This window comes from Salinisphaera orenii subsp. halophila YIM 95161, assembly GCF_003732545.1.
GTDB classification, from domain to species: Bacteria; Pseudomonadota; Gammaproteobacteria; order Nevskiales; family Salinisphaeraceae; genus Salinisphaera; species Salinisphaera orenii_A.
The window spans coordinates 1-26,643 of the sequence record NZ_AYKF01000046.1 but is presented as its reverse complement, the minus strand read 5'-3'; the positions used below and the strand labels follow the sequence as shown (position 1 = coordinate 26,643).

Annotated in this window: 25 protein-coding genes and 1 pseudogene; 9 read left to right on the top strand and 17 right to left on the bottom strand. The window is 69.4% G+C overall.

Going from position 1 to position 26,643, the window contains the following annotated elements; all coding sequences use genetic code 11:
• Window positions 1-243 precede the first annotated feature (243 nt).
• From SAHL_RS03125 to SAHL_RS03105, 5 genes are all read right to left on the bottom strand, one after another.
• A complete protein-coding gene (locus SAHL_RS03125; protein ID WP_123589946.1) occupies window positions 244-549 on the bottom strand; it encodes a hypothetical protein in 306 nt (101 codons plus the stop codon).
• 254 nt (window positions 550-803) lie between these two features.
• Window positions 804-2,240 carry an ethanolamine permease gene (gene eat / locus SAHL_RS03120; protein WP_123589945.1) on the bottom strand — a complete coding sequence of 479 codons (1,437 nt, stop codon included), beginning with the start codon at window positions 2,238-2,240 and terminating at the stop codon, window positions 804-806.
• Window positions 2,241-2,260: 20 nt separating this feature from the next.
• Window positions 2,261-3,109 carry an ethanolamine ammonia-lyase subunit EutC gene (eutC, locus tag SAHL_RS03115; protein WP_123589982.1) on the bottom strand — a complete coding sequence of 283 codons (849 nt, stop codon included), beginning with the start codon at window positions 3,107-3,109 and terminating at the stop codon, window positions 2,261-2,263.
• Window positions 3,102-4,514, bottom strand: coding sequence for an ethanolamine ammonia-lyase subunit EutB (locus SAHL_RS03110; RefSeq protein WP_123589944.1), 1,413 nt, complete (start codon window positions 4,512-4,514; stop codon window positions 3,102-3,104). The genes eutC and SAHL_RS03110 overlap by 8 nt, the downstream gene beginning before the upstream one ends.
• A 1,018-nt stretch (window positions 4,515-5,532) precedes the next feature.
• Entirely contained in the window at window positions 5,533-6,768 is a 1,236-nt protein-coding gene (locus tag SAHL_RS03105; RefSeq protein ID WP_123589943.1) for a D-amino acid dehydrogenase, read from the bottom strand.
• Between the two features lie 251 nt (window positions 6,769-7,019).
• Between SAHL_RS03105 and SAHL_RS03100 the strand changes: the two genes are divergently transcribed.
• From SAHL_RS03100 to SAHL_RS03080, 5 genes are all read left to right on the top strand, one after another.
• Entirely contained in the window at window positions 7,020-7,382 is a 363-nt protein-coding gene (locus SAHL_RS03100; RefSeq protein WP_123589942.1) for a SpoIIAA family protein, read from the top strand.
• The gene (locus SAHL_RS03095) at window positions 7,375-7,776 is read left to right on the top strand and encodes a cupin domain-containing protein (protein ID WP_123589941.1); all 402 of its coding nucleotides are present in this window, start codon (window positions 7,375-7,377) and stop codon (window positions 7,774-7,776) included. Before SAHL_RS03100 ends, SAHL_RS03095 begins: the two co-directional genes overlap by 8 nt.
• Before the next feature lie 387 nt (window positions 7,777-8,163).
• On the top strand, window positions 8,164-8,778 hold the full coding sequence (locus tag SAHL_RS03090) for a carbonic anhydrase (protein ID WP_123589940.1): 615 nt from the start codon (window positions 8,164-8,166) through the stop codon (window positions 8,776-8,778).
• Between the two features lie 345 nt (window positions 8,779-9,123).
• A complete protein-coding gene (locus SAHL_RS03085) occupies window positions 9,124-9,849 on the top strand; it encodes a haloacid dehalogenase type II (RefSeq protein ID WP_123589939.1) in 726 nt (241 codons plus the stop codon).
• Between the two features lie 389 nt (window positions 9,850-10,238).
• The gene (locus SAHL_RS03080; protein WP_123589938.1) at window positions 10,239-10,835 is read left to right on the top strand and encodes a cysteine hydrolase family protein; all 597 of its coding nucleotides are present in this window, start codon (window positions 10,239-10,241) and stop codon (window positions 10,833-10,835) included.
• A 282-nt stretch (window positions 10,836-11,117) separates the two neighbouring features.
• Here the strand turns inward: SAHL_RS03080 and SAHL_RS03075 are convergent, their stop codons facing one another.
• Entirely contained in the window at window positions 11,118-12,257 is a 1,140-nt protein-coding gene (locus SAHL_RS03075) for an aminotransferase class V-fold PLP-dependent enzyme (protein WP_123589937.1), read from the bottom strand.
• A gap of 169 nt (window positions 12,258-12,426) precedes the next feature.
• Between SAHL_RS03075 and SAHL_RS03070 the strand changes: the two genes are divergently transcribed.
• On the top strand, window positions 12,427-13,035 hold the full coding sequence (locus SAHL_RS03070; protein WP_123589936.1) for an ACP phosphodiesterase: 609 nt from the start codon (window positions 12,427-12,429) through the stop codon (window positions 13,033-13,035).
• 155 nt (window positions 13,036-13,190) lie between these two features.
• Here SAHL_RS03070 and SAHL_RS03065 read toward each other — a convergent pair whose 3' ends face one another.
• From SAHL_RS03065 to hrpA, 4 genes are all read right to left on the bottom strand, one after another.
• Window positions 13,191-13,778, bottom strand: coding sequence for a hypothetical protein (locus SAHL_RS03065; protein ID WP_123589935.1), 588 nt, complete (start codon window positions 13,776-13,778; stop codon window positions 13,191-13,193).
• A 45-nt stretch (window positions 13,779-13,823) separates the two neighbouring features.
• The gene (locus SAHL_RS03060; protein ID WP_245968365.1) at window positions 13,824-14,345 is read right to left on the bottom strand and encodes an invasion associated locus B family protein; all 522 of its coding nucleotides are present in this window, start codon (window positions 14,343-14,345) and stop codon (window positions 13,824-13,826) included.
• Window positions 14,346-14,425: 80 nt separating this feature from the next.
• Window positions 14,426-15,100: an SOS response-associated peptidase gene (locus SAHL_RS03055; RefSeq protein WP_123589934.1), complete on the bottom strand. Its 675-nt coding sequence runs from the start codon at window positions 15,098-15,100 to the stop codon at window positions 14,426-14,428.
• Between the two features lie 120 nt (window positions 15,101-15,220).
• Window positions 15,221-19,180, bottom strand: a complete 3,960-nt coding sequence (gene hrpA / locus SAHL_RS03050) for an ATP-dependent RNA helicase HrpA (protein WP_123589933.1) — start codon at window positions 19,178-19,180, stop codon at window positions 15,221-15,223.
• 137 nt (window positions 19,181-19,317) lie between these two features.
• Between hrpA and SAHL_RS03045 the strand changes: the two genes are divergently transcribed.
• The gene (locus SAHL_RS03045) at window positions 19,318-20,154 is read left to right on the top strand and encodes an N-acetylmuramoyl-L-alanine amidase (protein ID WP_123589980.1); all 837 of its coding nucleotides are present in this window, start codon (window positions 19,318-19,320) and stop codon (window positions 20,152-20,154) included.
• Window positions 20,155-20,605: 451 nt separating this feature from the next.
• Here SAHL_RS03045 and SAHL_RS03040 read toward each other — a convergent pair whose 3' ends face one another.
• From SAHL_RS03040 to SAHL_RS03020, 5 genes are all read right to left on the bottom strand, one after another.
• Window positions 20,606-21,754, bottom strand: coding sequence for a 5-(carboxyamino)imidazole ribonucleotide synthase (locus SAHL_RS03040; protein WP_123589932.1), 1,149 nt, complete (start codon window positions 21,752-21,754; stop codon window positions 20,606-20,608).
• Complete coding sequence (gene purE / locus SAHL_RS03035; RefSeq protein ID WP_123589931.1) at window positions 21,751-22,242, bottom strand: 5-(carboxyamino)imidazole ribonucleotide mutase; 492 nt, start codon at window positions 22,240-22,242, stop codon at window positions 21,751-21,753. Before purE ends, SAHL_RS03040 begins: the two co-directional genes overlap by 4 nt.
• Before the next feature lie 186 nt (window positions 22,243-22,428).
• Complete coding sequence (locus SAHL_RS03030) at window positions 22,429-23,046, bottom strand: TPM domain-containing protein (protein ID WP_123589930.1); 618 nt, start codon at window positions 23,044-23,046, stop codon at window positions 22,429-22,431.
• A 9-nt stretch (window positions 23,047-23,055) separates the two neighbouring features.
• Window positions 23,056-23,841 carry a TPM domain-containing protein gene (locus SAHL_RS03025; RefSeq protein ID WP_123589979.1) on the bottom strand — a complete coding sequence of 262 codons (786 nt, stop codon included), beginning with the start codon at window positions 23,839-23,841 and terminating at the stop codon, window positions 23,056-23,058.
• A 5-nt stretch (window positions 23,842-23,846) separates the two neighbouring features.
• On the bottom strand, window positions 23,847-24,428 hold the full coding sequence (locus tag SAHL_RS03020) for a LemA family protein (protein WP_123589978.1): 582 nt from the start codon (window positions 24,426-24,428) through the stop codon (window positions 23,847-23,849).
• 198 nt (window positions 24,429-24,626) lie between these two features.
• Here SAHL_RS03020 and SAHL_RS03015 point away from each other — a divergent pair, with 198 nt between their 5' ends.
• Both SAHL_RS03015 and SAHL_RS03010 read left to right on the top strand, forming a co-directional pair.
• Window positions 24,627-25,163: an SRPBCC family protein gene (locus tag SAHL_RS03015; RefSeq protein WP_123589977.1), complete on the top strand. Its 537-nt coding sequence runs from the start codon at window positions 24,627-24,629 to the stop codon at window positions 25,161-25,163.
• 58 nt (window positions 25,164-25,221) lie between these two features.
• Window positions 25,222-25,590, top strand: coding sequence for a DUF488 domain-containing protein (locus tag SAHL_RS03010; protein ID WP_123589976.1), 369 nt, complete (start codon window positions 25,222-25,224; stop codon window positions 25,588-25,590).
• A 25-nt stretch (window positions 25,591-25,615) separates the two neighbouring features.
• On the opposite strand, the gene SAHL_RS03005 is transcribed toward SAHL_RS03010, so the two are convergent.
• Window positions 25,616-26,203, bottom strand: coding sequence for a YqaA family protein (locus tag SAHL_RS03005; protein ID WP_245968364.1), 588 nt, complete (start codon window positions 26,201-26,203; stop codon window positions 25,616-25,618).
• 33 nt (window positions 26,204-26,236) lie between these two features.
• A pseudogene (locus tag SAHL_RS17730) lies at window positions 26,237-26,643 on the bottom strand (hypothetical protein); the annotation flags it as partial.

The following is a 26,643-nucleotide window of genomic DNA, read 5'->3' as shown; positions in this document are numbered from 1 at the left end:
CGCGGACGCGGCCCCTGCCCCAGCCTTTCCGGTGCCGGTGCCGGTGCCGGTGCCAGTGCCGGTGTCGGTCTGCCCTCGCGCCTCAAGACCGTCTCCCGTCGCATCGTCACGATCATTGACAACCGTACAACGTGGGTCTTGATATTCGATACCCGGTGCGACCGTGCGACTCGTGGCCGCTCGAGAAGAGCCGCCGTCTGCGCGCGCACGGCGTCCCGCGTCAGCGCCCGCGCGAGAGACGCATCAGTCCTGTCCGCGTTTGCGGTCCGCGCCCTGGCCGAGCTCTGCGCTGGCCTGCTCACGCAGACTCCCCAGCTCCTTGAGCGTGGCGACCACGGCTTCGATGCGCGCCTGCGGCCACTCGCTCACATAGTCGGGGATCGAACCGTCCCCCGCCTTCATGTCGGCGTCCACGGCCAGGGCGTCGGGCAGATGCTGTTCGAATCGGGCGATGTCCGGCAGCACTTCGGCCAGGGTCGCCCTGGGCAGCGCGACGCCGCCGATGTCGATATGGGTGTTGCCCGTGTCCTTGTTTGCGGAATCGTTCATGCGTGTCTCACTGGCGATTGGCCGCTCCCATTGGCTCGGCGCCGACCGGCAACGCCACTGTAGTGGGCATCGCCCGCCGACGACACGGCATCCTAACGATCGCGAGGCGCCACGTCATGCCCCGACGCGCGCCGTGGCGCGTCGGGGCGGCGCGAATGCACGGGGCTCTTTCGGGCCCCGTAAACGGCCGGGCGACCCTGCCGGTCGCCGATCGCCCGGCCGCCGGATCGAAGCGGCGGCACCGTGATGACCGCTCAAGTGTTGCCGCGTGATGCGTCCTCGGTATCGGGTGCGTCCAGATCGGACTCCGCACGGGCCAGCAGGTCGAACTCCTCGGCCGCCGTCTTGGCCACGAGATGGTGCCGACTGTAGGCGAAGAAGTAGACGGCGCCGACCGCGAACAGTACCAAGGTGTAGCCGAAGGCCCCGGGATCGAAGGCATACACGCCGGTCAGCGCGATCAGCGAGAGCACGAGCGCGATGCCGGACGTCACGATGCCGCCGGGCGTGTGGTACGGCCGATTCAGGTTCGGCTGATTGACGCGCAGCAGGATGTGGCTGCCCGCCATCAACGCGTAGGACAGCGTGGCCCCGACCACGGCCATGCCCAGAATCAGATCACCGGCGCCGCTCAGCGAGGCGATGAAACCGAGTACGCCGGGCACGATCAGCGCCCAGGTCGGTGCCTTGCGGGCGCTGGTCAGCGACAGGAACTTCGGCAGATAGCCGGCGCGCGACAGCGCGAACACGAGCCGGCTGTAGCCGTAGATGATAGAGAAGAACGACGCGATCAGGCCGGCCATGCCGAGCACGTTGACGACCGTGGCCAGCGTCGTGCTGCCGGTATCCTGGAGCGCGGTGACCAGCGGCACGCCGCTCTCGCCGATCGCCTCGGCGCCGGCCGCACCGGCGAGCAGAAACACCACCAGCACCGCGGTCACCAGCAGGAACAGCATCGCGCCGATGATGCCCTTGGGCACGTCGCGGGCCGGATCCTTGGCCTCTTCCGCGCCGAGCGGCACACCCTCGACCGCCAGGAACAGCCACATGCCGAAGGGCAGCGCGGCCCAGATGCCGTACCAGCCCATCGGCATGAAGCTCGATGCGCCGAAGGCGTCCGTGGGCGCGATGTCGAACAGGTTGCTGACCTGGAAATCGCCGATCAGCGCCACGGCGGTGGCCAGAATCGCGAACACCGCGAGGCCGCTGATCGCCATCATGACCTTGAGCGCTTCGCCCACGCCGGCTAGGTGTATGCCGATGAACACCAGGTAGAACGCGGCATAGACGATCGGGCCGTTCAGGCCGATCAACTCCCCCACCGCGGCGCCGATGAAGACCACGATCGCCGCCGGCGCCAGCGCGTATTCGATGAGCACCGCCAGGCCGGTGAGATAGCCGCCGGTCGGGCCCATGGCCTGGCGGGCGAAACTGTAACCGCCGCCCGCCGCCGGGATCGCCGCGGACATTTCGGCCAGCGACAGCACGAGCGTGAAATACATGATGCCCATGAGTACCGCGGCGATCGCGAAGCCGCCCCAGCCGGCCTCGCCGATGCCGAAGTTCCAGCCGGCGAAATCGCCGGAGATGACGTACGACACGCCCAGACCGGCGAGCAGCACCCAGCCGGCCGTGCCGCGCTGTAGCTGTCGCTTGGCCAGATAGTCGTCGTCGATATCGGATGCGCTCATCGGTGGATATCCTTTGATTCTCAGTCGGTCAGGAAATTGCCGGGCTCGCCGGCGTGTTCGATCACGTCGTCCTCGCTGCGGTCCTTGAGCGCCACCCCGGAGAGTTCGCGTTCGCGCGCCTCGCGCAGCAGATAACGCAGTCGCCGGGCCGCCTCGGTCAGTGCCAGGCCGGCCGGTCGTACATTGGAGATGCAGTTGCGGTCGGCGTCGGTCACGCCGACCCGTGGGCCCCAGGTGAGATACAGGCCAAGGCTGTCCGGCGAGCTCAGCCCGGGCCGCTCGCCGACCAGCACGACCACGGCCCGGGCGTTGAGCCGTTCGCCGATCTCGTCGCCGATGGCCACACGGCCCTGCTCCACGACGGTCAGCGGCGCGATGCGCCACGTCGCGTCGTCTTCGCCCAGCGCCTCGGCCAGGGCCGAGATGAAGGGCGCGGCGTGCTCCTGAACCGCCCGCGCTGAAAGCCCGTCGACGACCACCAGCGCCAGGTCGAAGGCCGCGCCGTGGTCATCGCCGGTCTGCGACAGGCGCTCGATTGATGCCTCGTCCAATCGGCGGCCGAGGTCCGGGCGCTGCAGATACATGGTGCGGTGCTCGGCGCGGGTATGCAGTGCGATCGGCTCCCCGGCCGGCACCGGTTTCCCGCAGTCGGCGAGTTGTTCGCACAGCGCGGGCACGTCGAGAGGCCAATGCACGGCGTCCCGCGCCTGGGCATGGGCGAGCTGGAATTCGAGCAGCCGGCTGGTGGGCAGACTGATGCCCGCCCGCCCCAGACCGATGCGGGCATCGGTGAAGCTGCGCAGCCGCCGCCAGGGGTTGCGCACGACCGCGGTCTCGGTCGTTTCCGCGGGGTCGGTCTCGTCAGCCATCACGTGCCTCCGTGGAGATCCGGTCCAGCGAGGGCGCGAAGGCCGCGGGCACTTCGCGGCTCGGGCGCATTGCGGTGACGTCTTCGAACACGCCCATGTGGTCGAGCCAGCGCTCGAACTCCGGCGCCGGCCGCAGACCGAGTGCGCGGCGCGCATAGAGCGCGTCGTGGAACGAGGTCGTCTGGTAATTGAGCATGATGTCGTCGGAGCCGGGAATGCCCATCACGAAGTTGCAGCCGGCCACCCCCAGCAGCGTGAGCAGGTTGTCCATGTCGTTCTGGTCCGCCTCGGCGTGGTTCGTGTAGCAGACGTCGCAGCCCATCGGCACGCCGAGCAGCTTGCCGCAGCAGTGGTCCTCGAGGCCGGCGCGGATGATCTCCTTGCCGTCGAACAGATACTCCGGGCCGATGAAGCCGACGACGGTGTTCACCAGCAACGGCTCGAACTTGCGTGCGACCGCATAGGCGCGGGCCTCGCAGGTCTGCTGGTCGAGCCCGTGGTGCGCGTCGGCGGACAGCGAACTGCCCTGCCCGGTCTCGAAGTACATGACGTTGTCGCCGACCGTGCCGCGCTTGAGGCCCAGGGCGGCGTCGCGGGCCTCGGCCAGATCCGAGAGGCCGAAGCCGAAGCTGCGATTGGTGGCCTCGGTGCCGCCGATCGACTGGAACACCAGATCGACCGGCGCGCCGGATTCGATCGCCTCGAGCGTGTTCGTAACATGGGTCAGCACGCAGGACTGGGTCGGAATCTCGTACTTGCGGATCACCTCGTCGAGCATCCGCATGAGCTTGACCGACTGGGTCACGTTGTCGGTCGCCGGGTTGATGCCGATCACCGCGTCGCCGTTGCCGTAGAGCAGCCCGTCGAGGATGCTGGCCGCGATGCCGGTGGCGTCGTCGGTCGGGTGGTTGGGCTGCAGCCGGGTGGACAGATGCCCCGGCTGGCCGATGGTGTTGCGGAACGCGGTCACCACGTGGCACTTCTTCGCAACGAGGATCAGATCCTGATTGCGCATGATCTTGCTGACCGCCGCGACCATTTCCGGCGTCAGCCCCGGCCGCAGGCGGGCCAGCGCGTCGGGCGTGGCCTCGTCGCCGAGCAGCCAGTTGCGGAAATCCCCGACCGTGAGATGCGACACCGGCTCGAACGCGGCGGGGTCGTGCTCGTCGAGGATCAGACGGGTGATCTCGTCGTCCTCGTAGGGCACCAGCGCCTCTTCTAGAAAGACCTTGAGCGGCAGTTCGGCCAGCACCATCTGTGCGACCACGCGTTCCTCGGCGGATTCGGCGATGACGCCGGCCAGCCGATCCCCCGAGCGCGCGGGACTGGCCTTGGCCATGACCTCCGCGAGGCTGTCGAAATGGTAGGTGGTGGTACCGAGCGTGTGGCGATAACGGCTCGTCATCCGGACCTCCGGTTGGCAACGGGGGCTGCGGCGGCTGACCGCAGCCCGGGACTTCTTCGAAACTACGCCGCCCCGGCGCATTCGGCGATCATCCCTTGGTCGCGTGCTGTCTATCGACGGGGGCGAAGCTCACGGCGGAATGCAAGTTGCCTGCCAGCCCCGGAGGCGACGATCCGCGCGCCCGATCAAAGGCCGTGACGCGCCCGATACCGTAGACCGTAGGCGTTACATGCCGACCGGCGTCATGAGCGGCCGGCGCGTCGCGGTGTTGCATCATCGTGACGCAGACCGTGCACTTGTATCGTGCAGTGCACGCCTTGGACGAGCCGGCCGAGCTCTCCAATGCGCCGGACGGGTGCATTGCGCCAGACTGATTGGTGCGATTCCGGACCGCATTCATCGGCGGCGAACGCTGCGGGCGTTGTGACCCGAGTCTGCGCCCGGCGCTCGACGGCAGGACCCGGCCCTCCGGCCCTCCGACCGTCCGTGCGGGCGAACGGTGATCGGCGATAGACGATGGGCGCCACGCCGGATCGCAGCGGAGGCGCGCGAATGAGAGATCGTCCGCGTGGCGCGTGATCAGCCGCGTGCCGTTCGCGCCGACGGCGGCCCGAATCCGTCGGCCACGGTTGGCCGGCCCGCGCGGGCACACGCCCGCCGGCGCCCCGGCCGTTCGAGAGGCATGCCGTCAACGCGGCCGCACCGCCATGCTCGGCAGGCACGGAACGCGGCCAATCGTGCCTCCGCGGGCCGTTCGCGCCGAGTCATGCAGCGTCGTTCGGCTGGGCCCGAACCCTATCCTGCGTACGTGCGGCGTCGCCTTACTGCGTCAGACCGGCGACGCCTCGCGCCGGCCGGGCCGATGCGTTGCTGTTGGTCGAGTGCGCCCCAGCGGCGGCGCAGCGGCCGCGGCGGGTCCGGCGTGGGTCATGGCCGACCGGGAGCCATCGCACTCACGCTGATCGACGGCTCGATCTCGCCCGCACGATGGTCGCGCCATCGCACTCGTCGCCCGAACTCAGGCCGACGGCGTCGCGGCGCTCGACTCGACGATGCCCGCGATGGTGTCCGCCGTGGCCGCCGACAGCGTCCAGCCGAGATGGCCGTGGCCGGTGTTGTAGAACACGTTCGACGATCGCCGGCCGCGACCGACACGCGGCAACATGTTCGGCATCATCGGGCGCAGACCGGCCCAGGGCACGACGTCACGGGTGTTCACATCCGGGAAATAGGTCTCGACCCAGCGCGTCAGCGGCTCGATCCGGTCGGCGCGGATATCGTGGTTGAAGCCGTTGAACTCGGCGCTGCCGGCGACCCGCAGGCGATCCGTCCCCAACCGACTGCTGACGAGCTTGACCGCGTCGTCGAGCAGGCTGACCTCGGGGGCGGCGGCCCGCGATGCGTCATCGCCCAGGTTGACGGTGATCGAGTAGCCCTTGACCGGATAGACGTTGACGCGGTCGCCCAGCTGGGCGGCGAAGTCGCGGCTGGTGTTGCCCGCGCAGACCACCACGGCATCGTGAACCGCCCGGGTTTCCTGGCCCCCGTGCTCCGCGGTGATCGTCACGCGACGGCCGTCGCTGTGCACGCGGCGCACGGCGTGCCGATAGCGCAGCGCCGCGCCGCGCCGTTCGGCGGCGCGCGCCAGACCGTGGGTGTACATATGGATATCGCCAGTGGCGTCGCTTTCGGTATAGAAGCCGCCGTAGTAGTCCGCGACCAGTGTCGGCTCGAGCGCGCGCATCTCCTCCGGCGTGACCGCGCGTCGCTCCAGGCCGCCGGCTTCCAGCAGCGGGTTAACCGCCGCGGCGTGGTCGAAATCCGCCTTGTTCCGATAGACGTGCATCAGGCCCGTGTGTTTGGCGTCGAAGTCGATGCCCTCGGTCTCGGCCCAGCCGAACAGGTGTTCGCGGGCGGCGATCGCCAACCGTACGCTTTCGGTCGTGTTCGGCCCGTACTGCGGAATCGCGGCCATGAATTCGGCGAACCAGGAGATCTTGTGCCAGGACGGCTTGGGGTTGACGAGCAACGGCGCGTCGCCACGGAACATCCACTTCAGTCCCTTGAGGATGGTGGGCCAGTGGTTCCATGCTTCGGCATTGCAGGCCGACAGCTGCGCGCCGTTGGCGAACGAAGTCTCCATGGCCGGATAGCGGTTGCGCTCGTAGAGCGTGACGTCGAACCCGCGCCGCACCAGCGCATAGGCCGTGGTGACACCGGTGATGCCGCCGCCGAGAACAGCGATTGTCTTCATGCGGACCTCGTCATGGCGTGATGCGACGTATGGCACACGCCGCGTGTGACCGAACATGGCCTGTTCAGCGACCGAATCAAGGCTTCTGCACGGTTCGTGCCGCCCACGCCACCGCGCGAGCGCCTCGACGCGATGCCGCTCGCACTTGGTCGTTACCGCTCGAACCCGAAACGGGCCGCCTCGGTGCCGCCATCTGCGCCGAAGGCGGTATCTGCTAGCCTTCCGGCATCACACTGTTTCCGGAGTCCCCGATGATCCGTATTCTCCCATTCGATGACGATCGCGTCGTCGCCCTGCACGTCGACGGCAAGACCACCGCCGAGGATCTGACTCCTGTGCTGTCCACGATCGAGAAGAAGCTCGCGGTTCACGATCGTCTGCGCATCTATCTCGAACTGCACGATTTCGGCGGCCTGTCGGCCGATGCACTGCTCGGGGACCTGAAGGCGGCGGTCAAGCACTGGAACCTGCTCGAGCGCGAGGCGATCGTCACCGACACGGCCTGGGCCCAGAAGGTCGCCTCGGCCGCGGGCCGGCTGGTGCCCGGCCTCGATATCCGGTCCTTCGCCTTCAACGAGCGTGACGCTGCCCGGTCGTGGATTCGCGATGCCTAAGGATGACCCGGACCGCGGCCCGTCCGCCGTGCGCTCCGGTATACGGCGCGCCGATGCGGTGACGGAATTCGAGACCGAGGAACGCTGCTCTATCCTGGAGGTGGCCAACGACGCCGAAGACGGCGCGGTGTCGATCGCGCGGGCCCGGGTTCGGCCGGGCGTGACGACCGCATGGCATCACCTGATCGACATCCACGAACGCTATCTCATCGTCAGCGGACTCGGGCGAGCCGAGATCGGTGAGCGCCCCCCGGCCGACGTCGCCGCCGGCGACGTGGTGCGCATTCCGGCCGGCGTCGCCCAGCGCATCGAGAACATCGGCGACACCGATCTGGTGTTCTACGCAATCTGCTCGCCTCGATTCACGCCGGCGTGCTACGTCGCGCTCGAATAGCGCCGAACAAGGCCCGTGCCGGCGGCGACAGCTGCGCCGCAGCATCCATGCACGGCCGGCAGGGGCTTATCTCCCGACTGTCCCGGCCAGACGGACTGCCGCTCGCGCCTTGTTTCGGACCACGATACGTCGGCTCTGCGGCTCGGCCGCCGTCGTGGCACGAGTCGGCAACGGCGACAACGACGGACGACGCGCGGGTTCGCGGCCGATACGCTGTGTCGCGTCGGCGGGTCGGCACGTCGGTCACAGGATTCGGAGGCGCACGACTCGCGCGCCGTATCGCCCGCTCGCCTCGGCCGTCGCCCGGATCGCGCGGAGCCGGTTTGTGATCGCGCGAATTATTGCGCATCCTTTGCTTGAAAGCCCATCACACAGGATGAATGCCGGATGATATCCGCCGACGAAGCCCTCGAACGGCTCAAGCGAGGCAACCGCGATTTCGTCACTCGACTCCGCAGCGCCGATACATTGGCCGGCTCCCAGGCCGAGCTGGTGCAGCAGCAGGAGCCGTTCGCCATCGTGCTGGGCTGCTCGGATGCCCGCGTGCCGGCGGAGCTGGTGTTCAACCAGGGGCTGGGCGATCTGTTCGTGATCCGGGTCGCCGGCAACATCGTGGCGCCGTCGCAGATCGGCAGCATCGAGTTCGCGGCCGCCATGTTCGGCACGCGGCTGGTGGTCGTGCTCGGTCACAGCCAGTGCGGCGCGATCCAGGCTACGCTCAACGAACTGCAGCAGCCGACCGAGAATCAGTCCCCGAATCTGGCTTCGATCGTCAAGCGCGTGCGGCCGTCGGTCGCGCCTTTGCTCAACACCGATCTTCGCCACGATCACGCAGCGCTGGTCGCCGCCGCGGTACGCGCCAACGTCGACAAGTCGGTGCGCCAGCTACGGCGCGGCTCGGCCATCCTGGAGGATCTCATCGAGAACGACGGCCTGAAGGTGGTCGGCGCCGAATACGCCGTGGAGACGGGCGAAGTCGCGTTCTTCGACGGCGCCGCGTGACGGCCCTGGCCGCCTTCGTCGCATGAGCGCGCGGCGCTGCCGACCGGCGGGCTGGCGTGACATCGCGGCGATCTCCGGCTGGCGCATTCGCGTTCACCGATCGCGGTCGGCTCGGCCGGTCGGCGGCATCACGGCCCGGCGCCACGCCACCGGGATCGGCCGTAATCGCGTCCGCAAGCCGACGGCGCTTGCCGCCACGCAGCGCCTGATGCGCTGCCCGCCGCGATTCATCGCCCGAGGATCGGCCCGCACATCCGGGCCGTTGTCCGTGTGCCCTTGTCACGCGTCGGCAACAACGCGGTCATCGGCCGACGCCGGGCCGCGCGGCAAGAGGATGATTGAGCGATGACCGCGTCAGCGCCCCGCACCGGTGCTTCGATCCCGCGGATTCTCGCCTGCGACGTCTTCGGTACGGTCGTCGACTGGCACGGTTCGGTCATGCGCGAGATCGCCGCACGCGCGCCGGACATCGATGCCGCGGCGTTCGCGCGCGCCTGGCGGGCGGGATATCAGCCGGCCATGGCGCGCGTTCGCGCCGGCGAACTCGGCTGGATGCGTATCGACGAGCTGAACCGCATGATCCTCGATGCGGTGCTGCCCGATTTCGGCCTCGCGGCCATGGACGAGGCCAGCCGTGTCGAACTCAACCGCGTCTGGCATCGTCTGGCGCCCTGGCCCGACGCGGTGGCCGGACTGGCACGACTGCGATCGCGCTTCATGCTGTGCACGCTGTCCAACGGCAACATCGGCCTGCTGGCCGACATGGCCAAACGCGCCGGCCTGCCCTGGGACTGCATCCTCTCGGCCGAAACCTTCGGCGCCTACAAGCCCGACCCCCGCACCTATCTCGGCGTGGCCGAGACCTTCGACGTCGAGCCCGGGCAGGTGATGCTCGTGGCCGCGCACCAGGACGATCTGGACGCCGCGCGCGACTGCGGCCTGCAGACCGCCTACATCGAACGTCCGGAGGAATTCGGCGCCGACGCGCCGAAGCCGGTCGCCGGCGATGCGGCCAACACCCTGCATGCGAGGAACCTGACGGATCTAGCCGATCGGCTCGGCTGTCCGTAGCGTGCCGACGACTCGCGGGGCGTACCGGCGCGGGCGGTAGATCGCGGTCGTGCGACGGGTCGGGGCTCGTCCGGCCGCCCTCGCCGGGCGCGGGTAGTTGCCGGTGCCGCCTCGATATTGGCGGGTCGTGTTCAAGGTCCACCGGCGGCCCGTGTGGAGCGTGGACGCCGCGAGAATATCGAGACCGCTCGATCCCGGGCCAAGCCTCTCGTCGCTCGCGTGACCGGAAGTGGTTATCGGCGACGGCCGTTCGCGATCGGCGGACGGCGTCCATCGCCGCGATGTCCTGGCCCGATCGAATCATTCCGGTATAGTGGCCCCGGCGCGCCGCGCCGCGCGAACGGCCGTCCGGAAGCCGTTCCAGCTTTCAACGAGGAGAACGACGAGCCATGACTGCGAACCCCACACTCCGCGCCGTCTCCGGACTGCCGGACACGCCCGCCGCCCTGTCCGATGCGGTGCTGATTCTCATCGACTGCCAGAACACCTATCGCGAGGGGGTGATGCAGCTGGAGGGCGTCGAGCCCGCACTGGTCGAGGCGCGTCGGCTTCTCGAGCGCGCCCGCGCGGCCGGTACGCCGATCGTGCATGTGCGCCACGACGCCGGCGCGGGATCGCCCTACGATCTGGATACCCACGCGGGCCGGATTGCCGAAGAGGTGGCGCCGGCCGAGGGCGAGACGCTCATCACCAAGACCCATCCGAACGCGTTCGTGCACACCGATCTGCAAGACGTGCTCCAGCGTTACGGCCGGAGCGACCTGATCATCGCCGGATTCATGACCCATATGTGCGTCAACTCCACCGCCCGCGGTGCCTTCAACCTCGGCTATGCGCCGACCGTGGTCGCCGCCGCGACCGCCACGCGGGCGCTGCCACTGGGCGACCATACGGTGCCGGCGCAGGCGCTGCACGAGGCCAGTCTCGCCGGCATCGCCGACCTGTTCGGTGTCGTCGCGGCCGATGGCGACGCCATTCCGGATTGAACGCCGTACGGCGGGTGATACGAAACGCCTGCCGGGCTCGTCGACCGAATGGGGTGCGCCATGGCGCTCCCCATGGGCGCTGCCGCGTGTCGCGTCGTTTCGGAATCGACCGCGGCGGTTTCGGCTCCTCGGGCGCGCTACGGGCGGAGCGCGTTTTGGACGCGACACGCGATCCACCTCGTCCGCGTTCGCGCGATCACGGATGCGGTGGCCGGAATCAAAACGGCCCGCCGTCGTCTTCAGCGAGGGCGGGCCGTACATCGGCGTAATGCGGCGCGGCCGTCAGCCGACGGGCGCGGCGATCTGCTCGACCACGGCTTCCAGACGCGCCACGGTGCGATCGACGTCGGTCAGCTTGTCCAGCCCGAACAGGCCGATGCGAAACGTGCTGAAGCCGTCGCCTTCATCGCACATCAGCGGTACGCCGGCGGCGACCTGCATGCCGACGTCCTTGAACCGCTTGCCCGAGCGAATGTCCGGGTCGTCGGTATAGCTGACCACGACGCCGGATGCCTGGTAGCCCTCGGCCGCCACGCTGGGAAAGCCGCTGCTCTCGAGCAGTGCGCGAACCCGGCGCCCCAGCTCCTTCTGGCGTGCCTCGGCCTCGGCGAGGCCGAAATCGCGCGTCTCGTGCATCATCTCGCGCAGACGCGTCAGGCCGTCGGTGGGCATCGTGGCGTGATAGGCGTGCCCGCCCTTCTCGTAGGTTTCCATGATCTCGAGCCACTTGCGCAGATCGCAGGCGTAGCTCGTGCTGGTGGTGTGCTCGATGCGTTCGCGCGCGCGTTCGCCGAGCATCACCAGGCCGGCACAGGGCGATGAACTCCAGCCCTTCTGCGGTGCGCTCACGAGCACGTCCACGCCGGTGTCGGCCATGTCGACCCAGTGCACGCCCGAGGCGATGCAGTCGAGCACGAACAGCCCGCCGACCTCGTGCACGGCGTCCGCGACCGCCCTGAGATAGTCGTCCGGCAGAACCATGCCCGCCGAGGTCTCCACGTGCGGCGCGAACACGACGTCCGGCGTTTCGGCTCGGATACGCTCGACCACCTCGTCGATCGGTGCGGGCGCGAACGGCGCCTGCAGATCGTCATGCGTGCGCCGCGCCTGAATCGCATCGTGGGACGCGGGGATGTCGCCCATCTCGAGGATCTGCGTCCAGCGATAGCTGAACCAGCCGTTGCGGATGACCAGGCATCGCCGATCGCCGGCGAACTGACGCGCGACCGCCTCCATGCCGAAAGTGCCGCTGCCCGGAACGACCACGGCCGAGTGGGCCGCGTAGGCCTCCTTGAGCAGCGTCGAGACGTCGGTCAGCACATCCTGGAAGCGCGCCGACATGTGATTGAGGGCGCGGTCGGTGTAGACCACGGAGTATTCGAGCAGTCCGTCCGGATCCACCTGAGACCAGTTTTCTGACATATTCTTCTATCTCCCGGTGTTCGTGCCAGCTCGGTACTGTCGCACAAAAATCACCGGGGGTCGCGGCGCGACGCCCACGTACCGACCCCGATGACGGCACCCGAATGAACGAATCCCGAGCGAATGCGCCCCGAACCCGGCCCTGTGGCCCGACCCGCCGGCGTCGTCCGTGAATCTGCTCGTGCACCTGTATCTGGCCGAACGCACGGGCACGTCCGCCGCCGGCCAGATTCTCGGCGACATGGTCAAGGGACGGCTCGACGGGCGTCACGGCGCGGCCGTCGAGCGCGGCATCCGTCTGCACCGCGGCATCGACCGGGTGAGCGACGATCACGAGGCGCACCGCGCGATGCGTCGCCGTTTCCCGCCGCCGCTGCGCCGCTATGCCGGCATACTCGTGGACATCGGCTTCGACTACAGCCTGGCGCGGGCCTGGCCGGCCGCCATGCACGGCAGTCTCGTGGCCTTTGCACAGCGCGCGCAGCGCCGGGTGATCGCCGAGTGGCCGCAGACCGCGCCCCTGCCCGCCTCACGAATGCGGGGACTGGCCGCCACGCTGGCCGGCTATGCCGATCCGAGCGGCATTCAACGGGCGCTGGACTCCGTCGCCTCACGACTGGCGCGGGCCAGCCCGGTGGCCGACGCCCTGCCCGCGATGCTGGCCGAGCGGCCGGCTTTCGACGCGCGGCTGCCCGATATTCTGGCCGACCTGGATGCCTTCGCGGCGGCCGGCGCGAACGAGAGCGTCTGGAGGCCGGCGCGCCCGGCCGAGCGCTGAGGGCGGTTCCAGTCGCCGAGCGTTACCGGTACGCGGGGGCCCGCACGCGGTCGGCATACGATTTCGGGCCGGCCGGGCCGTGCGGTTGCGATACGCCGGCGGCATGCGCCGTGAAAAGCGCGAGACAGGAAACGAACCGAAGGCCTCGTCCGTCGTCAGCCGGCCCAGCTGCGCTCCAGACGATCGGCGACGTCGATGTCGCGCAGGGCGCGGATGCGCGGCGCGTCGATCTGCTCGGCGATATAGTGCGCGACGTGGCGACGGAGTTCGCCCTCGACGTCCGCCAGCCGGTTGAGCACGTTGGCGCCGAAACCGCGGGCCGCGACCTCCACGCGCACGTCCGCTTCCGCGGGCGTGGCCACGTCGATGAATATCCGCAGCGGCGCGAGCGCCCGCGCGGTCAGGCGCAGATCGGCGTGCAGGTCGGCGTCGAAGCGATGCGACTGGCCGGCCAGCCGCACTTCAAGGGCGAGATGCACCGGCAGGGTCACGTCGAAGGCGATGACCTCGCCCTCGCGCGGCGTCACCTTGGGCGCCACCACGTGGCCGCTCGCGGTAATGCTCGCCACACCGCCGGGGCCGATACTGCGCGGGCCGACGTCGATGCGGTCGCCGGCGATGCTCGCCAGCGCCGACTCGACGCGTTCCGTGGTGACCGCATACTCGAAGAATCGCCGACCGAAGGTCTCGTAGGAGAACTCGCGTTCGTCGCCCTCCGGCGCAGCAGCCTCATCCGCACTCATCGTCGGCCGCCGCCGCGGCCGTCCACGCGTATCAGGCCCATGGCGTTAGCGACGGATACGGTTGTCGGCGTCGGTGAATCCCTGCAGCGAGACCGTCAGATCGATCTGCTCGCCGCGCGGGCCGATGAGACTGACTTTCGCGTTGCTGCCGCTGCGCATGCGGTTGCGCAGCGCATCGTCCACGGGAAAATCCGCACGACAGCCCTGCTGCAGGCATATCTGAAAGGGAAACGTCTCCGGCTCGCTACCGTCGACCGAGAACTGCACACCCGGCGACAGGCGGGTACCCAGCGGCAGGATGAGGATCATCGCCGCACTGTCGATCTCGGGCGGATAGCCCATCACGATACGCAGAATGGGCTCGCCGGACTCGGGGCTGTTAACGAGCTGGGTCATCTCGCAGCGCTGCTCGCCGTTCTCCGGGCAACGGACCTGCCAGTCCTCGAACTCCTCGACATCCACGTTCTCGGCGTTGGACGGCTGCTGCTGGGCGAAGGCGCCCGGCGCGAACGCTGCCGAGAAAGCGAGCATCGCGACGGCGAACCCCTGGACAAGACGCTGCGACATGTTTCGAATCCCCTGTAGTTGACGCCACTACTTTACTAGACAACGCCGTGATCGTGACACGGCGCTCGCCCGGCGCCGGTTCACCGGGCGGGATCGATCGGTTCGATCAGCGCCGGGTCGTCGTGCGCGCCGGCCCGGTTGAGACGCGTGCCCACCGCCCACGTGGTGAGGTCCCTGTTCGCCTGCGCCGTGGCGACGTCCGCCGCCGGGATGTCGACATCCAGCCAGTCCCGAGCGCCGGCCGCGTCCAGTACCAAAGGCATGCGGTGGTGTATCTCGGCCGCCGCGCCCACCGCCGGACGCGTGACGATCGCCGCGCAGCGTTGCCCGGCGGCCCGGTGATCGGCGGCCAGCGCGGCCGGTCGCGACCAGACGGCGGCCAGAAAGAACGGCTGGCCGTCGGCCGGGCGCAGCGCGAACGGCTGCCGGTGCGTGTCGAGACGCTGCCACTCGTACCACCAGTCCGCGGGGATCACGCCGCGACGCCGGCCGAACGCTCGCCGCCAGAACGGCGTCGCGCGCTTGTCCAGGCGCGCGTTGATCCGCGCACGGCCGCGGCTGTCCCAGCTCGGAATGAAGCCCCAGAACAGGCGGTCGTAACAGGGTCTCTCCTGCGGTCGCGGCCGGTGGATGGCGGCGATCGACGCGCCCGGCGCGATGTTGTAGCCGGTGACGTCGTCCGGCGGCCGAGCCTCGATACCGAGCAGCCGCGCGAAGACGGCCGGGTCGGTGGTCAGACCGAAACGCCCGCACATGGGCTCAGGCGTCTCCCGGTCGCTGCGGTGTGACGACCGGAGATCCACGGCCGGCGGCGATCGTCGCCGCGGTGTTCGCCCTACCCGCAACCACGTCTAGCCGGCGCAAGTGCGGACGCCTCAGCATTCGGCCTGAACCGCCGCCAGGCGCTTGCGCGAGACCTTCATCGCCGTGCCGAGCGGCTGGGCGAAGACCTGGACGCGATATTCCTCGACCATCCAGCGCAGCGTGGTGAGGGCGTCGGGCCAGCGGCCGCGGGCGAGCGCACGCTCGGCACGCTGCTTGTAGTCCTGCCAGAACGGCGCGACCTCGTGCATGCGGGCGCGATCGGCGTCGGCGCCCTCGCGCGCGAGCTTGTCCAGGCGCTGCTCGATGGCCGCGAGATAACGCTCAAGGTCTCGGCCCATCCGGGCGGGCTGCGCGCAGTCGCTGATGAAACCGGCATAGAGCAGATGGGCCATCTGGTCGCGGATGTCGTCGACCGCGGGCATCCAGTCCAGGCCGATGTTCTTGGACAGCCGCTTGCGCAGTGCGGCGGCGCGCGACAGCGCGGGCTTGAGCCGTGCCCAGAGATCGACCGCGTCCGCCATGAGATGCGTGCGCACGGCCTCGACGCCGGCCGCGAAGCCGGCGCGCTCGCGCGGGACCTCGCCCAGGCGGGCCGCGGTGAGCGCGTTGAGCAGATCGGCGAGCAGCGCCGGCTCGGGGTCGGTCGCCAGCGCCGCATGGACCACCGGATCCACCGCCAGCGTCTCGGGCGCGTCGGGCAGCGGCATCACCGCGGCCTGCTTGAAGCCGTCGAGATCGCGCTTGACCAGCCGGCACTGCTTCGCACACGCCAGCCGCAGCAGGCGGATCACGCCCTGGCGGTGGAGTGCATCGGCGCGTGTCATGTCGTCGATGAGTTCCAGATCGACGTGCGTGCCGCGGTCGATGAGCGCTGGCCGTGCCTGCAGTCTGACGCCGGCGTGCGACAGATCCACGTGTGCCGGCAGGTCGCGGGCCGGCCAATCGGTCAGCCCCTGCTCGCTGATGTCGTCGTCGGAGGCGCGGCTGACCGCCTCCCGGGCGCGGCCGCCGAGTTCACCGCGCAGGGCCGCGAGATCGCGCCCGGCGGCGATCTCGGCGCCGGCGTCGTCGATCACGGCGAAGCGCATGCGCAGATGAGTGCTGGGCTCGAAGTCATCCCAGACCTCGGCGGGGATCTCGGTGCCGGTCATCGCGTGCACGGCCTCGCGCAGTGCGGCGATCGGGTCGCCCTCGCCGAAGGTCACGCGCTCGGCGGCGGCGCGGGCGAAATCCGGGACCGGCACCACCGCGCGCCGCAGACTCTTGGGCAGCGCCTTGAGGTATTCACGATATTTCTCCTCGAGCAGCCCCGGCACCAGCCAGGCCGCGCGCTCGGCCGACATCTGGTTGAGGGCGGCCAGCGGCAGCCGCGCGGTCACGCCGTCAGCCAGCGTGCCCGGCTCGAAGGCGTATTCGAGCGCGATCGGCGTATCCCCCAGACGCAGCGTCTCCGGATAGGCGTCCTCGGGCAGTTCGATGCCGGCATGACGCAGCAGCGTCTCCTCGTCGAAGCGCAGCGTCGTGTCGTCGTGATCGCCAAGCCACTGCTGCAGCGTCTTGCGGTCGCGCACACTCTCGGGCAGGCGCTCGTCGTAGAAGCGCGCCTGGGTCGACTCGTCGACGAGCAGATCGCGCCGGCGAAAGCGGGCCTCGCGGGCGGCGATGTCGGCCACGATGGCCTGATTGTGTTCCAGAAACGCCGGCAGACGGCCGCGCTTGTCGGCCACGGCGAAGGCCACCAGCCCGTCGCGGATGAAGATCTCGCGGGCGATCGCCGCGTCGATGCGGGCGAAGTCGACCTTGCGCCCGTCCGACAGGGTCAGGCCGAAGAGCTTGACGCGCTCGCGTGCGGCCACCTGGCCGCGGCGCTTCTCCCAGTGCGGGTCGTAGTGCTCGCGCGTGACCAGATGGGCGCCGGCGTCCTCGACCCACTTCGGATCGACGCCGGCGACGGTGTGCCCGAACAGGCGGCTGGTCTCGATCAGCTCGCCGGCCACGATCCATTTCGGCGCCTTCTTCGAAAGCACCGAGCCGGGAAAGATATGGAACCGGCGCCCGCGCGCGCCCTGATAGACGCCCTTGTCCTCCAGCATGCCGATGTGATCGAGCAGCCCCGAGAGCAGCGCCCGGTGCAGGGCCACGAAGTCGGCCTCGGCGAGACGCCCGCGGGCGGGACCGCTGTCCAGGCCCAGATCGCCGCCGATGCGCCGCAGCTGGCGCGCCAGATCCTCCCACTCCCGCATCCGCATGAAGTTGATGAAGCGATCGCGGCACCATCGCCGCAGCTGATTGCCCGAGTGCTCGCGCCGGGCCGCGGCGAAGGCGTCCCAGAGCTTGAGCAGCCCCACGAAGTCGGAGCGCACGTCCGCGAACGCCGCCTGGGCGCTGTCGGCGGCCTCACGCTGTTCCGGCGGGCGCTCGCGCGGATCCTGGATGGTCAGACCGGCGGCCAGCACACGCAGGGCCGCGGGCACGCCGTGCTGACTTCCCGCGATGAGCATGCGTCCGATGCGCGGGTCCAGCGGCAGACGCGCGAGCTTGCGTCCGAGCGGCGTGATGCGCTCGTCGGCGAGTGCTTCGAGCTGGACCAGCAGATTGCGGCCGTCGTTGATGTAGCGCCGTTCGGGCGGATCGATGAAGGGAAAGGACTCGATGTCGCCGAGTTTGAGGTCGGCCATCGTCAGCAGCACGTTGGCCAGGTTCGTGCGGCGGATCTCCGGATCGGTGAACTCGGGGCGGTCGTGATAATCGGCCTCGTCGAACAGCCGCACGCAGATGCCCGGTGCCACGCGGCCACAGCGGCCGGCGCGCTGATTGCAGCTGGCCTGGGAGACGCGCTCGATGGGCAGCCGCTGGACCTTCGCCGCGGTGGAATAGCGGCTGATGCGCGCGAGCCCGGTATCGATCACGTAGCGGATGCCCGGGACGGTCAGCGAGGTCTCGGCGACGTTGGTCGACAGCACGATGCGCCGGCCGTTGGAGGCGCTGAAGATCCGGTTCTGGGCCGAGCGCGTCAACCGGGCGTAGAGCGGCACGATCTCGGGACTGTATTTCTCCCCGGCGAGCGCGCGCGTCAGATGGCGTTCAGCGTCGCGGATGTCGCGCTCGCCCGGCAGGAAGACGAGAATGTCGCCGGGGCCTTCGCGCCAGAGTTCGCGCGCCGCGGCCTCGACCGCCTCCGGCATGTCCTGACCCTCGGCCGGCGGGCGATAGCGCACCGTGACCGGATAGCCTCGACCGGCCACGTTGATGATCGGGGCATCGTCGAAGAAGGCGGCGAAGCGCTCGGGATCGATGGTCGCCGAGGTGACGATGAGCTTGAGATCCGGGCGTCGTGCGAGCAGCCGCTTGAGATAGCCGAGCAGGAAATCGACGTTGAGCGTGCGCTCGTGCGCTTCGTCGATGATGATCGCCTCGTAGGCGTTCAGGAAGCGGTCGCGCGCGGTCTCGGCGAGCAGGATGCCGTCGGTCATCAGCTTGAGCTGGGTGGCATCCGACAGGCGGTTCTCGAAGCGCGTCTGGAAGCCGACGAGCCCGCCGAACTCGCTGCCGAGCTCCTCGGCCACGCGCTGGCCCACGCTGCGCGCGGCCAGGCGCCGCGGCTGGGTGTGGCCGATCAGCCCGCGGGCGCCGATGCCGGCCTGCATCAGGATCTTGGGCAGCTGCGTGGTCTTGCCGGAGCCGGTCTCGCCGCAGACCACGACCACCTGATGCGAGGCCACGGCGTCGGCGATCTCCTCGGCCCGGCCGCTGACGGGCAGATCGTCGGCCAGCGTGATCGTGCCCAGGGCATCGAGCCGTGTGCGAACCGCCTCGGCGCTGGCCTCGATCTCCGCGGCCACGGCGGCACGGGCCTCTGCGCTCCGGGCGCGCGCGAGTCGGCGCCCGAGACGATGGCGGTCGCGCGTGCGCACGCCGGCGAGCCGGGTCTCCGGGTTCGCGCCGGTCGCGGCGTCGTCGTCGGTCGGGTGTGAGCGGCGGGATTCGGGGATCGGTTCACCTTGGGGCATGGCGTGTGGCGTGCCGGACTGCGGCCGCCAGTTTAAAGCCTACGGCCCGGCTGCTGCCGGGCGTCCCGCGCACCGGCGCGGCGTGTCGCGATCTGACAGAATGCGGGCGTTCGCCCGGGGACCGCTGACCGCCGATGATGATCCAACGCCACCTTTGCCGGTGGGCCGTGCTGGCCGCCGCACTCGTGCTCGCCGGCTGCGCGGCGCCGGACACGCTGCACGAACGCCCCGGCTACTGGGCCGATCAGAGCACCGCCGCCCGGGCTTACAACGAGCGCGTGCGGTTTCTCGTGCTGCACTATACCGGCGGCGACGAAGCCCGCGCGGTGCAGGTGCTGACCGGGCCGGCGGTCAGCTCCCACTATCTGGTGGCCCCCGCGCCGCCGGAGCGCGGCGGCGCCCCCATCGTGCGGCAGCTGGTGCCGGAGCGGGCGCGGGCTTGGCACGCGGGCACCAGCAGCTGGGCGGACCGGTCGCATATCAACGACAGCTCCATCGGCATCGAAATCGTCAACCGGGGACGCTACGAGAGCCCGCGCGGGCAGGTCTGGGCCGGCTACGGCGCGGCCCAGATCGATGCACTGATCGTGCTGCTGCGCGATCTCGTCTCGCGTTACGACATCCAGCCGCAGAACGTGCTCGGTCACGCCGATGTCTCGCCGGGGCGCAAGATCGATCCCGGTCCGGCCTTTCCCTGGCAACGCCTGCACGAGGCCGGTATCGGCGCCTGGCCGGATCCGGGCCGTGTCGCGACCTACCGCGCCCGCTTTCGGCAGCGTATGCCGGACATGCGCACCATCCAGCGCGCCCTGGCCCGTTACGGCTACGATCTGCCGGTGACCGGCGAACGCGACCAGCGTACCCACGCCGTGCTCACGTCCTTCCAGATGCATTTCCGACCGGCCCGCTATGACGGCCGGCCGGACCCGGAGACCCTGGCACGGCTCTGGGCTCTGAACGCCGAGTATCGTTAGCGGCCTGCGGGCTGAGGCCGTCGCGCCCCGACCGGCGCACGTATCCAGGCCAGGCATTCGCGGGCGTCGCGGCGTCCTCGTAAGTGCGGAATGCCCTGTGCGCAGGTTCGCTCGTCGCCAACTAACGCGCCGACCGTGAAGGTTAGAAAACAGGACAGCGCATCTCGCGACCGCTCGGTTGGGCGTTTGGCCCGCGGTCACTCTCGGTTGGGACGTGCGATTGACCTCGTGCGTCGGTCCAGAATTCGGGCCCATGGGGCCCGCAAAGCCTGCGACTCGCGACGTGCTCGAACCGCCGGATGAGGCGTTCATCGAGGCCGGCGGCTCGGACCGCCGGAGAGCGCGGCGCGAGCGCGGCATAAGTCGCCGCTGACACCGCGACATACCCGAGCGGCCGCGAGCTCGGCCGTGTCGCGCCACCGGGAGGCCTGGCCGCCATGCGGCTGGACGGTCAGTCTCCGGCGTCGACTGCGAGCGCCTCGCGGGCGGCGATCGCGCGACGAGCGGCGTCCTCGCCGTTGTCGCCGAAAGCCACGAGATGACCCATCTTGCGCCCGGGCCGGGGCTCGGCCTTGCCGTAGAGGTGCAGCTTGACCGCGGGGTCGGAGAGCGCATGCCACCATTTCGGCGTGCCGGCGGCCCACAGATCGCCGAGCAGATTGACCATGGCCGAGGGCCGCAGTCGGCGCGGATCCCCCAGCGGCAACGCACAGACCGCACGCAGCTGCTGTTCGAACTGGCTGGTCACGCAGGCATCGAAACTGAAATGGCCGGAATTGTGCGGGCGCGGTGCGAGTTCGTTGACCCGCAGCGTACCGTCCCGGCCGAGGAAGAATTCCACGCAGAGCACGCCGACCACGTCCAGCGCCTCGAGCACGCCGCGGGCGATGGCGACGGCCTCGTCGGCGATCGCCGGGTCGATGTCCGGATCCGGGATCGAGACGTCCAGAATATGATCGCGGTGGCGGTTTTCGGTGACCCCGTAGTGGGCGAAGGCGCCGTCGCAGCCGCGCGCGGCGACCACGGAGATCTCGCGCTCGAAGTCCACGAAACCCTCGAGCACGGCTTCGCCGGCGCCGATGGCCGCCCAGGCCGCATCGGCCTCTGACGGCGTGTCGATCACCGCCTGACCCTTGCCGTCATAGCCGAAGCCCGCGGTCTTGAGCACGCAGGGCGTGCCCAGCCGCGCGATCGCGCCGTCGAGGGTGGCGCGGTCGGGGACGTGCTCGAACGGCGCGGTCGGAAAGCCGGCGCCGGCGAGAAAATCCTTCTCGCGCTGCCGGTGCTGGGCGATGTGCAGCACGCGTCCCGCGGGCCGCACCGGGACGTGCTCGGCGGCCGTGGCCGCGGCTTCGTGCGGCACGTTCTCGAATTCGAAGGTGACCGCGTCCACGCGGCTGGCGAACTCGGCGACCGCCGCCAGGTCGGTGTAGTCGCCCACCGCCTCGCGGTCGGCGACCTGCCCCATCGGCGTGTCGTCGCCGGGCGAGAAGGTGTGCACGCGATAGCCCATGCGGCGGGCGGCGAGCGCGAACATCCGCCCCAGCTGGCCGCTGCCCAGCACGCCGACGGTCGCGCCCGGGAGGATGGGCCGGCTCATGGCAGCCGGTCCGCGCCGACCTGCTCGGCCTGGCGTTGCCGGAAGTCCGCCAGCGATTCACGCAGCTCGCTGCGGTGCGCGGCCAGCATGGCCACGGCGAACAGCGCCGCATTGCGGGCGCCGGAGTCGCCGATGGCGAACGTCGCCGTGGGCACGCCGCCCGGCATCTGCACGATCGACAGCAGCGAATCGAGGCCGTTGAGGGCGCGGCTTTTCACGGGTACACCGAGCACCGGCAGCAGCGTCTGCGCGGCGACCATGCCCGGCAGATGGGCCGCGCCGCCGGCGCCGGCGATGATGATCTCCAGGCCGCGATCGGCCGCCGTGTTCGCATAGTCGCGCATGGCGTCCGGCGTGCGATGCGCCGACACCACCCGGCATTCGTGCGCCACGCCGAACGTGTCGAGCATTTCATGGGCATGGCACATGGTGTCCCAGTCGGACTTGCTGCCCATGATCACGCCCACCAACGGGTTGTCGTCCGCCATATCGCCCCCTGCACCCGGGTACAGAAAAGCCGTGCAGTGTACCAAGTTCGCGCGTTCGATGACGGCGGGCGGCCGCCCCCATCAGGACGCGCGACACGCGAGCCGAGCCCACGCGCCGCGGTTGCAGCGATTCGGCGCCATCGAGGCAGGCGCCGCTCCGGCCTCGCCCCGCCGACCCGATCCAGCCTAATCGAGGATGATCAGCCGATTCGGCAGCTCGTTACGTTCGTGGGTCGCCGGTACCGCCGCCTGCAGATGCGTGCCGCAGGCCTCGATGCAGTGGAGAAAGCCGGCCAGCGTCTCGCCGCGCTTCACATGGGCGGTGAAGTCGTCGACGATCGCCGACCAGGTGGCGTCATCCAGGCGCTCGGATATGCCGCGGTCGACGATGATCTCCACGTAGCGCTCGGCTTCGGAGACGAAGATCAGCATACCCGTGGCGTCGTCCGTGTGATGCAGGTTCTGTTCGAGAAACTGCCGGCGCGCGAGGTTGGCCGCACGGCCGTGACGGATGCTGCGCGGGATCAGACGCGTGGCGACCTGCGGTACGCGGAAGATGGCGCCCAGGATCACGAAACAGCCCCACTGGATGAGCAGCAGCGTTTGCGCGTGCAGGTCGCCGGTGAAGAACAGCGCCGCCCCGGGTACGAGCAGCGCCACGAGGCCGGCCCAGAGCAGCGGGATGAAATGGTAGTCGTCCGCACGTTCGGCGAGCACCGTGACCAGTTCCGCGTCGGTGTGACGCTCGACTTCGGTGATCGCGTCGGCGACCTGTTTGCGTTCGGTCTCGTTGAGCAGACTCATGTCCTCGTCCTACCAGCCGCCGGAGGCGCCGCCGCCACCGAAACCACCGCCACCGCCGGAGAAGCCGCCGCCACCGGAAAAACCACCGCCGCCGCCGAAGCCGCCGCCGATGGGCAGCGGGAGAATGCCGAAGCCGCGTCGCCGCCGACGGCCGCGGCCACCGCCGGCGCCGCCGCCGAACAGGCCGATGATCATCACCATGAGCACGAAGAACATGATGCCGCGGCCGAGCGACGGGCCGTCCTCGCCGCGGGATTCGCCCTGCTGCGCCTCGGCCAGCGGATCGCCGCCGAGCACCTGCACCATCGCCGCGGTACCGCGCTCGATGCCGCCAGCGAAGTCGCCCTCGCGAAACGCGGGCGTGATGATGCGGTCGATGATGACCGAAGACTGCGCATCGGTGAGCCGCCCCTCCAGGCCGTAGCCGACCTCGATGCGCACACGGCGTTCGTCCTTCGCCACGAGCAGCAGCGCGCCGTTGTCCGAGTCGGCCTGGCCGATGCCCCATTCGCGGCCGAGCTGATAGCCGTATTGCTCGATCGTCTCGCCGCCCAGATCGGGCAGCGTGGCTACGACCACCTGCTCGCCGCTGGACTGCTCGTGTGCGGCCAGCATGTCGGTGATCTCGCGCTCGGTCGCCGCGTCGAGCATGTCGGCGTTGTCGACCACGCGCCCGGTGAGTTCGGGGAAGGTCTGCGCCGCCGCGGCGGTCGCGCTCAGACACAGCAGCACGAGCATCGCCGCCCACAGAGGCCGGAGCGCGATGCGCCCGCCGGATCGGGTTGTCGCCGTCATGCGCATCAGAAGTCGACGCTGGGCGCCTGGTCCGCGTTCTCGCTGGTGGCCTCGAAGGTGGCGTGCGGCTCCATGTCGCTGTAGAGCAGCGTATGCCAGAGGCGGCCCGGGAAGGTGCGCAGTTCGGTGTTGTATTTCTGCACCGCCTGGATGAAATCGCGGCGCGCCACCGAAATGCGGTTCTCGGTACCCTCGAGCTGCGACTGCAGCGCCAGAAAGTTCTGGTTGGACTTGAGGTCGGGGTAGCGCTCCGAGACGGCCATCAGCCGGCTGAGCGCGCTGGAGAGTTCACCCTGCGCCTGCTCGAAGCGCTGCAGCTGCTCGGGATTGTCGAGCACGTTCTCGTCGACCTGAATGGACGTGGCCTTGGAGCGCGCCTCGGTGACCGCGGTCAACGTCTCCCGCTCCTGCTCGGCGAAGCCCTTCACCGTCTCCACCAGATTGGGCACCAGGTCCGCCCGGCGCTGATACTGGTTCTCCACCTGCGCCCACGCGGCCTTGACCTGCTCGTCGTAGGTGGGAATGTTGTTGACGCCGCAGCCGGAAACCGACAGCACCAGCAGCGCCAGTGACAGCCAGGCGAGCATGGGCCGGGCACGCACGGCATGAAGCGACGACATGAGGCGGTTTTCCTGCACTTGACGAACCTCGCCGGAACAAGCTGAGCGTTTGAATACCGCGTACCATACGCGATGTCGCCGAGATGTTGGCGACGGCATGACGGTACCGCCGTGGCGGGGGTCTGAACGCGCCCACGGCACAAGCAATAATAACGAGGACCCATGATGACCCATCGTCTTCTTACAACACTCGCCGCCGCCCTGCTGCTCGCCGGCGGCCCCGCGGTCGCCGCGGACGATACCGGCAGCGAAGCGACGTCCGGCGGCATCGACGTCAAGGAAAGCATCACCGTCGACGCGCCGCCGGCCAAGGTATGGAAGGCCATCGGCGACTTCGATGCCATCGACCGCTGGCACCCGGCCGTCGAGTCGGCGGAGATCGTCGAGGGCGAGAACAACGAGCCGGGCGCCCGCCGGCATCTGACGCTGGCCGGCGACGGCGGCACGATCGACGAAGAACTGGTCGCCCGCGACGACGACCGAATGAGCTACAGCTATCGGCTCATCGAGGGCGTGCTGCCCGTGCGCAACTACCGCTCCGAGATCGTCGTGAAGGCGGCCCACGGCAACGCCTCGCGGATCGTCTGGACGGGCAACTTCGATGCCGCCGAAGGCGTCGAGGACGCCAAGGCGCAGGAAGTGATCACCGGCGTCTACACGGGTGGTCTGGAGAACGTGAAGAAGATGATGCAGGCTGACTAGCCGTGATAGTGGCCGGCTCGGTGATCGATCGAGCCGGCCTTTTCCCGTGGATGCCGACATGAGCCGCGCGCCCGTTCACATCAAGCGTGCCTACGACCCGCCCGCCGATGGCGACGGCCACCGCGTGCTCGTGGACGGCATGTGGCCACGCGGTGTGCGCAAGGCGGACGCGGCGATCGACGCGTGGCCGCGCGAACTCGCGCCGAGCAAGTCGCTGCGCCAGTGGTTCGGCCATGATCCGGATCGTTTCGATACCTTTCGCGCCCGTTTTCGCGAGGAGCTTGCGGGCAGTGACGCCGCGCGGGCCGAACTCGAGCGTCTGCACGAGCAGCGGCTGGAAACGCCGGTGACGCTCGTGTACGCGGCACGCGATCGCGACTGCAACAACGCGGTGGTGCTCCAGGAACTGCTGACCGAGCAGCGCTAGTCGCCCGGCCCGCGCATCGGCTGGTTTACGGACCGCCCAGCACCCGCATCCCGACGACCACCCCCGCGATCAGCAGGAGCAGACTCGTGCCCAGCAGCAGGGCGTGGCGTCGCCAGAGTGCGAGCGCGCGCTCGCCCACCAGATACACCAGCAGTGCCAGGCCGAAATAGCGCAGGCCACGGGCCAGACCCACGGCGACGAGAAACAGCGGTAGCGCATAGCCGGCGATCCCCGCGGCCAGCAGCGCGACCTGAAACGGAATCGGCGTCACACCGATCGCGACGATGGCCAGAAAACCGTTGTTCGAGAAACGCTGGCTGAAGCGCTCGTAGGCGGCGTCGGCGCCGAGCGTGTCCAGCAGCCACTGGCCGATGGAATCGAACACGAAGAAACCGATGCCGTAACCGATGAGCGAGCCGGCGACGCAGCCGCCGAGGGTGACCGCCGCGATCAGCCACAGCCGTGCCGGACGCGCGAGCATATAGGGCACCATGACCAGTTCGATCGGAACCGGCAGGATCAGCGTCTCCATCGCCGACAGCACGCCGAGCCATGCGAGGCCGTGGTTGGAATCGAGCAGACGCTGTGTCCAGCGCGAGGCGCGCGTCACCATGGCCGGCGCATGCGACGTATCAAGCGTATCTCCTTAGAGGTCCATCTGTAGCGAGGCGTCATCGCAGATGACGGGTGTCGCCTGTGCCATGGCCATCCAGTGACGGGTGGCCAGGCGACACGGCGTTCGCGGTGCAGCCCGAGCCAGAGTATAGCCCTGCTCCGCCCGCCAGACGACAACGCCGTAATCGGTGGGAATCTCCTCCGGTTCCGCGATGCCCTCGGCCAGCACGAGATAGCACTCACCGGCCAGCTCTCGATAGCGGGCCGTCTTGTCGGCGCGCAGCTCGCTCAACAAGTCGGCGCGGCGTACCTTGATCTCGTGGACCCGGGGCGCGAGATGATCGGCCCGCAGGCCGCGCGTCACCGAGAACACGTCCGGTCGGCACACACGCCAGCGCCCCTCGCGAGCGGTGCGCATCGCCAGTTCGGTGAACACCA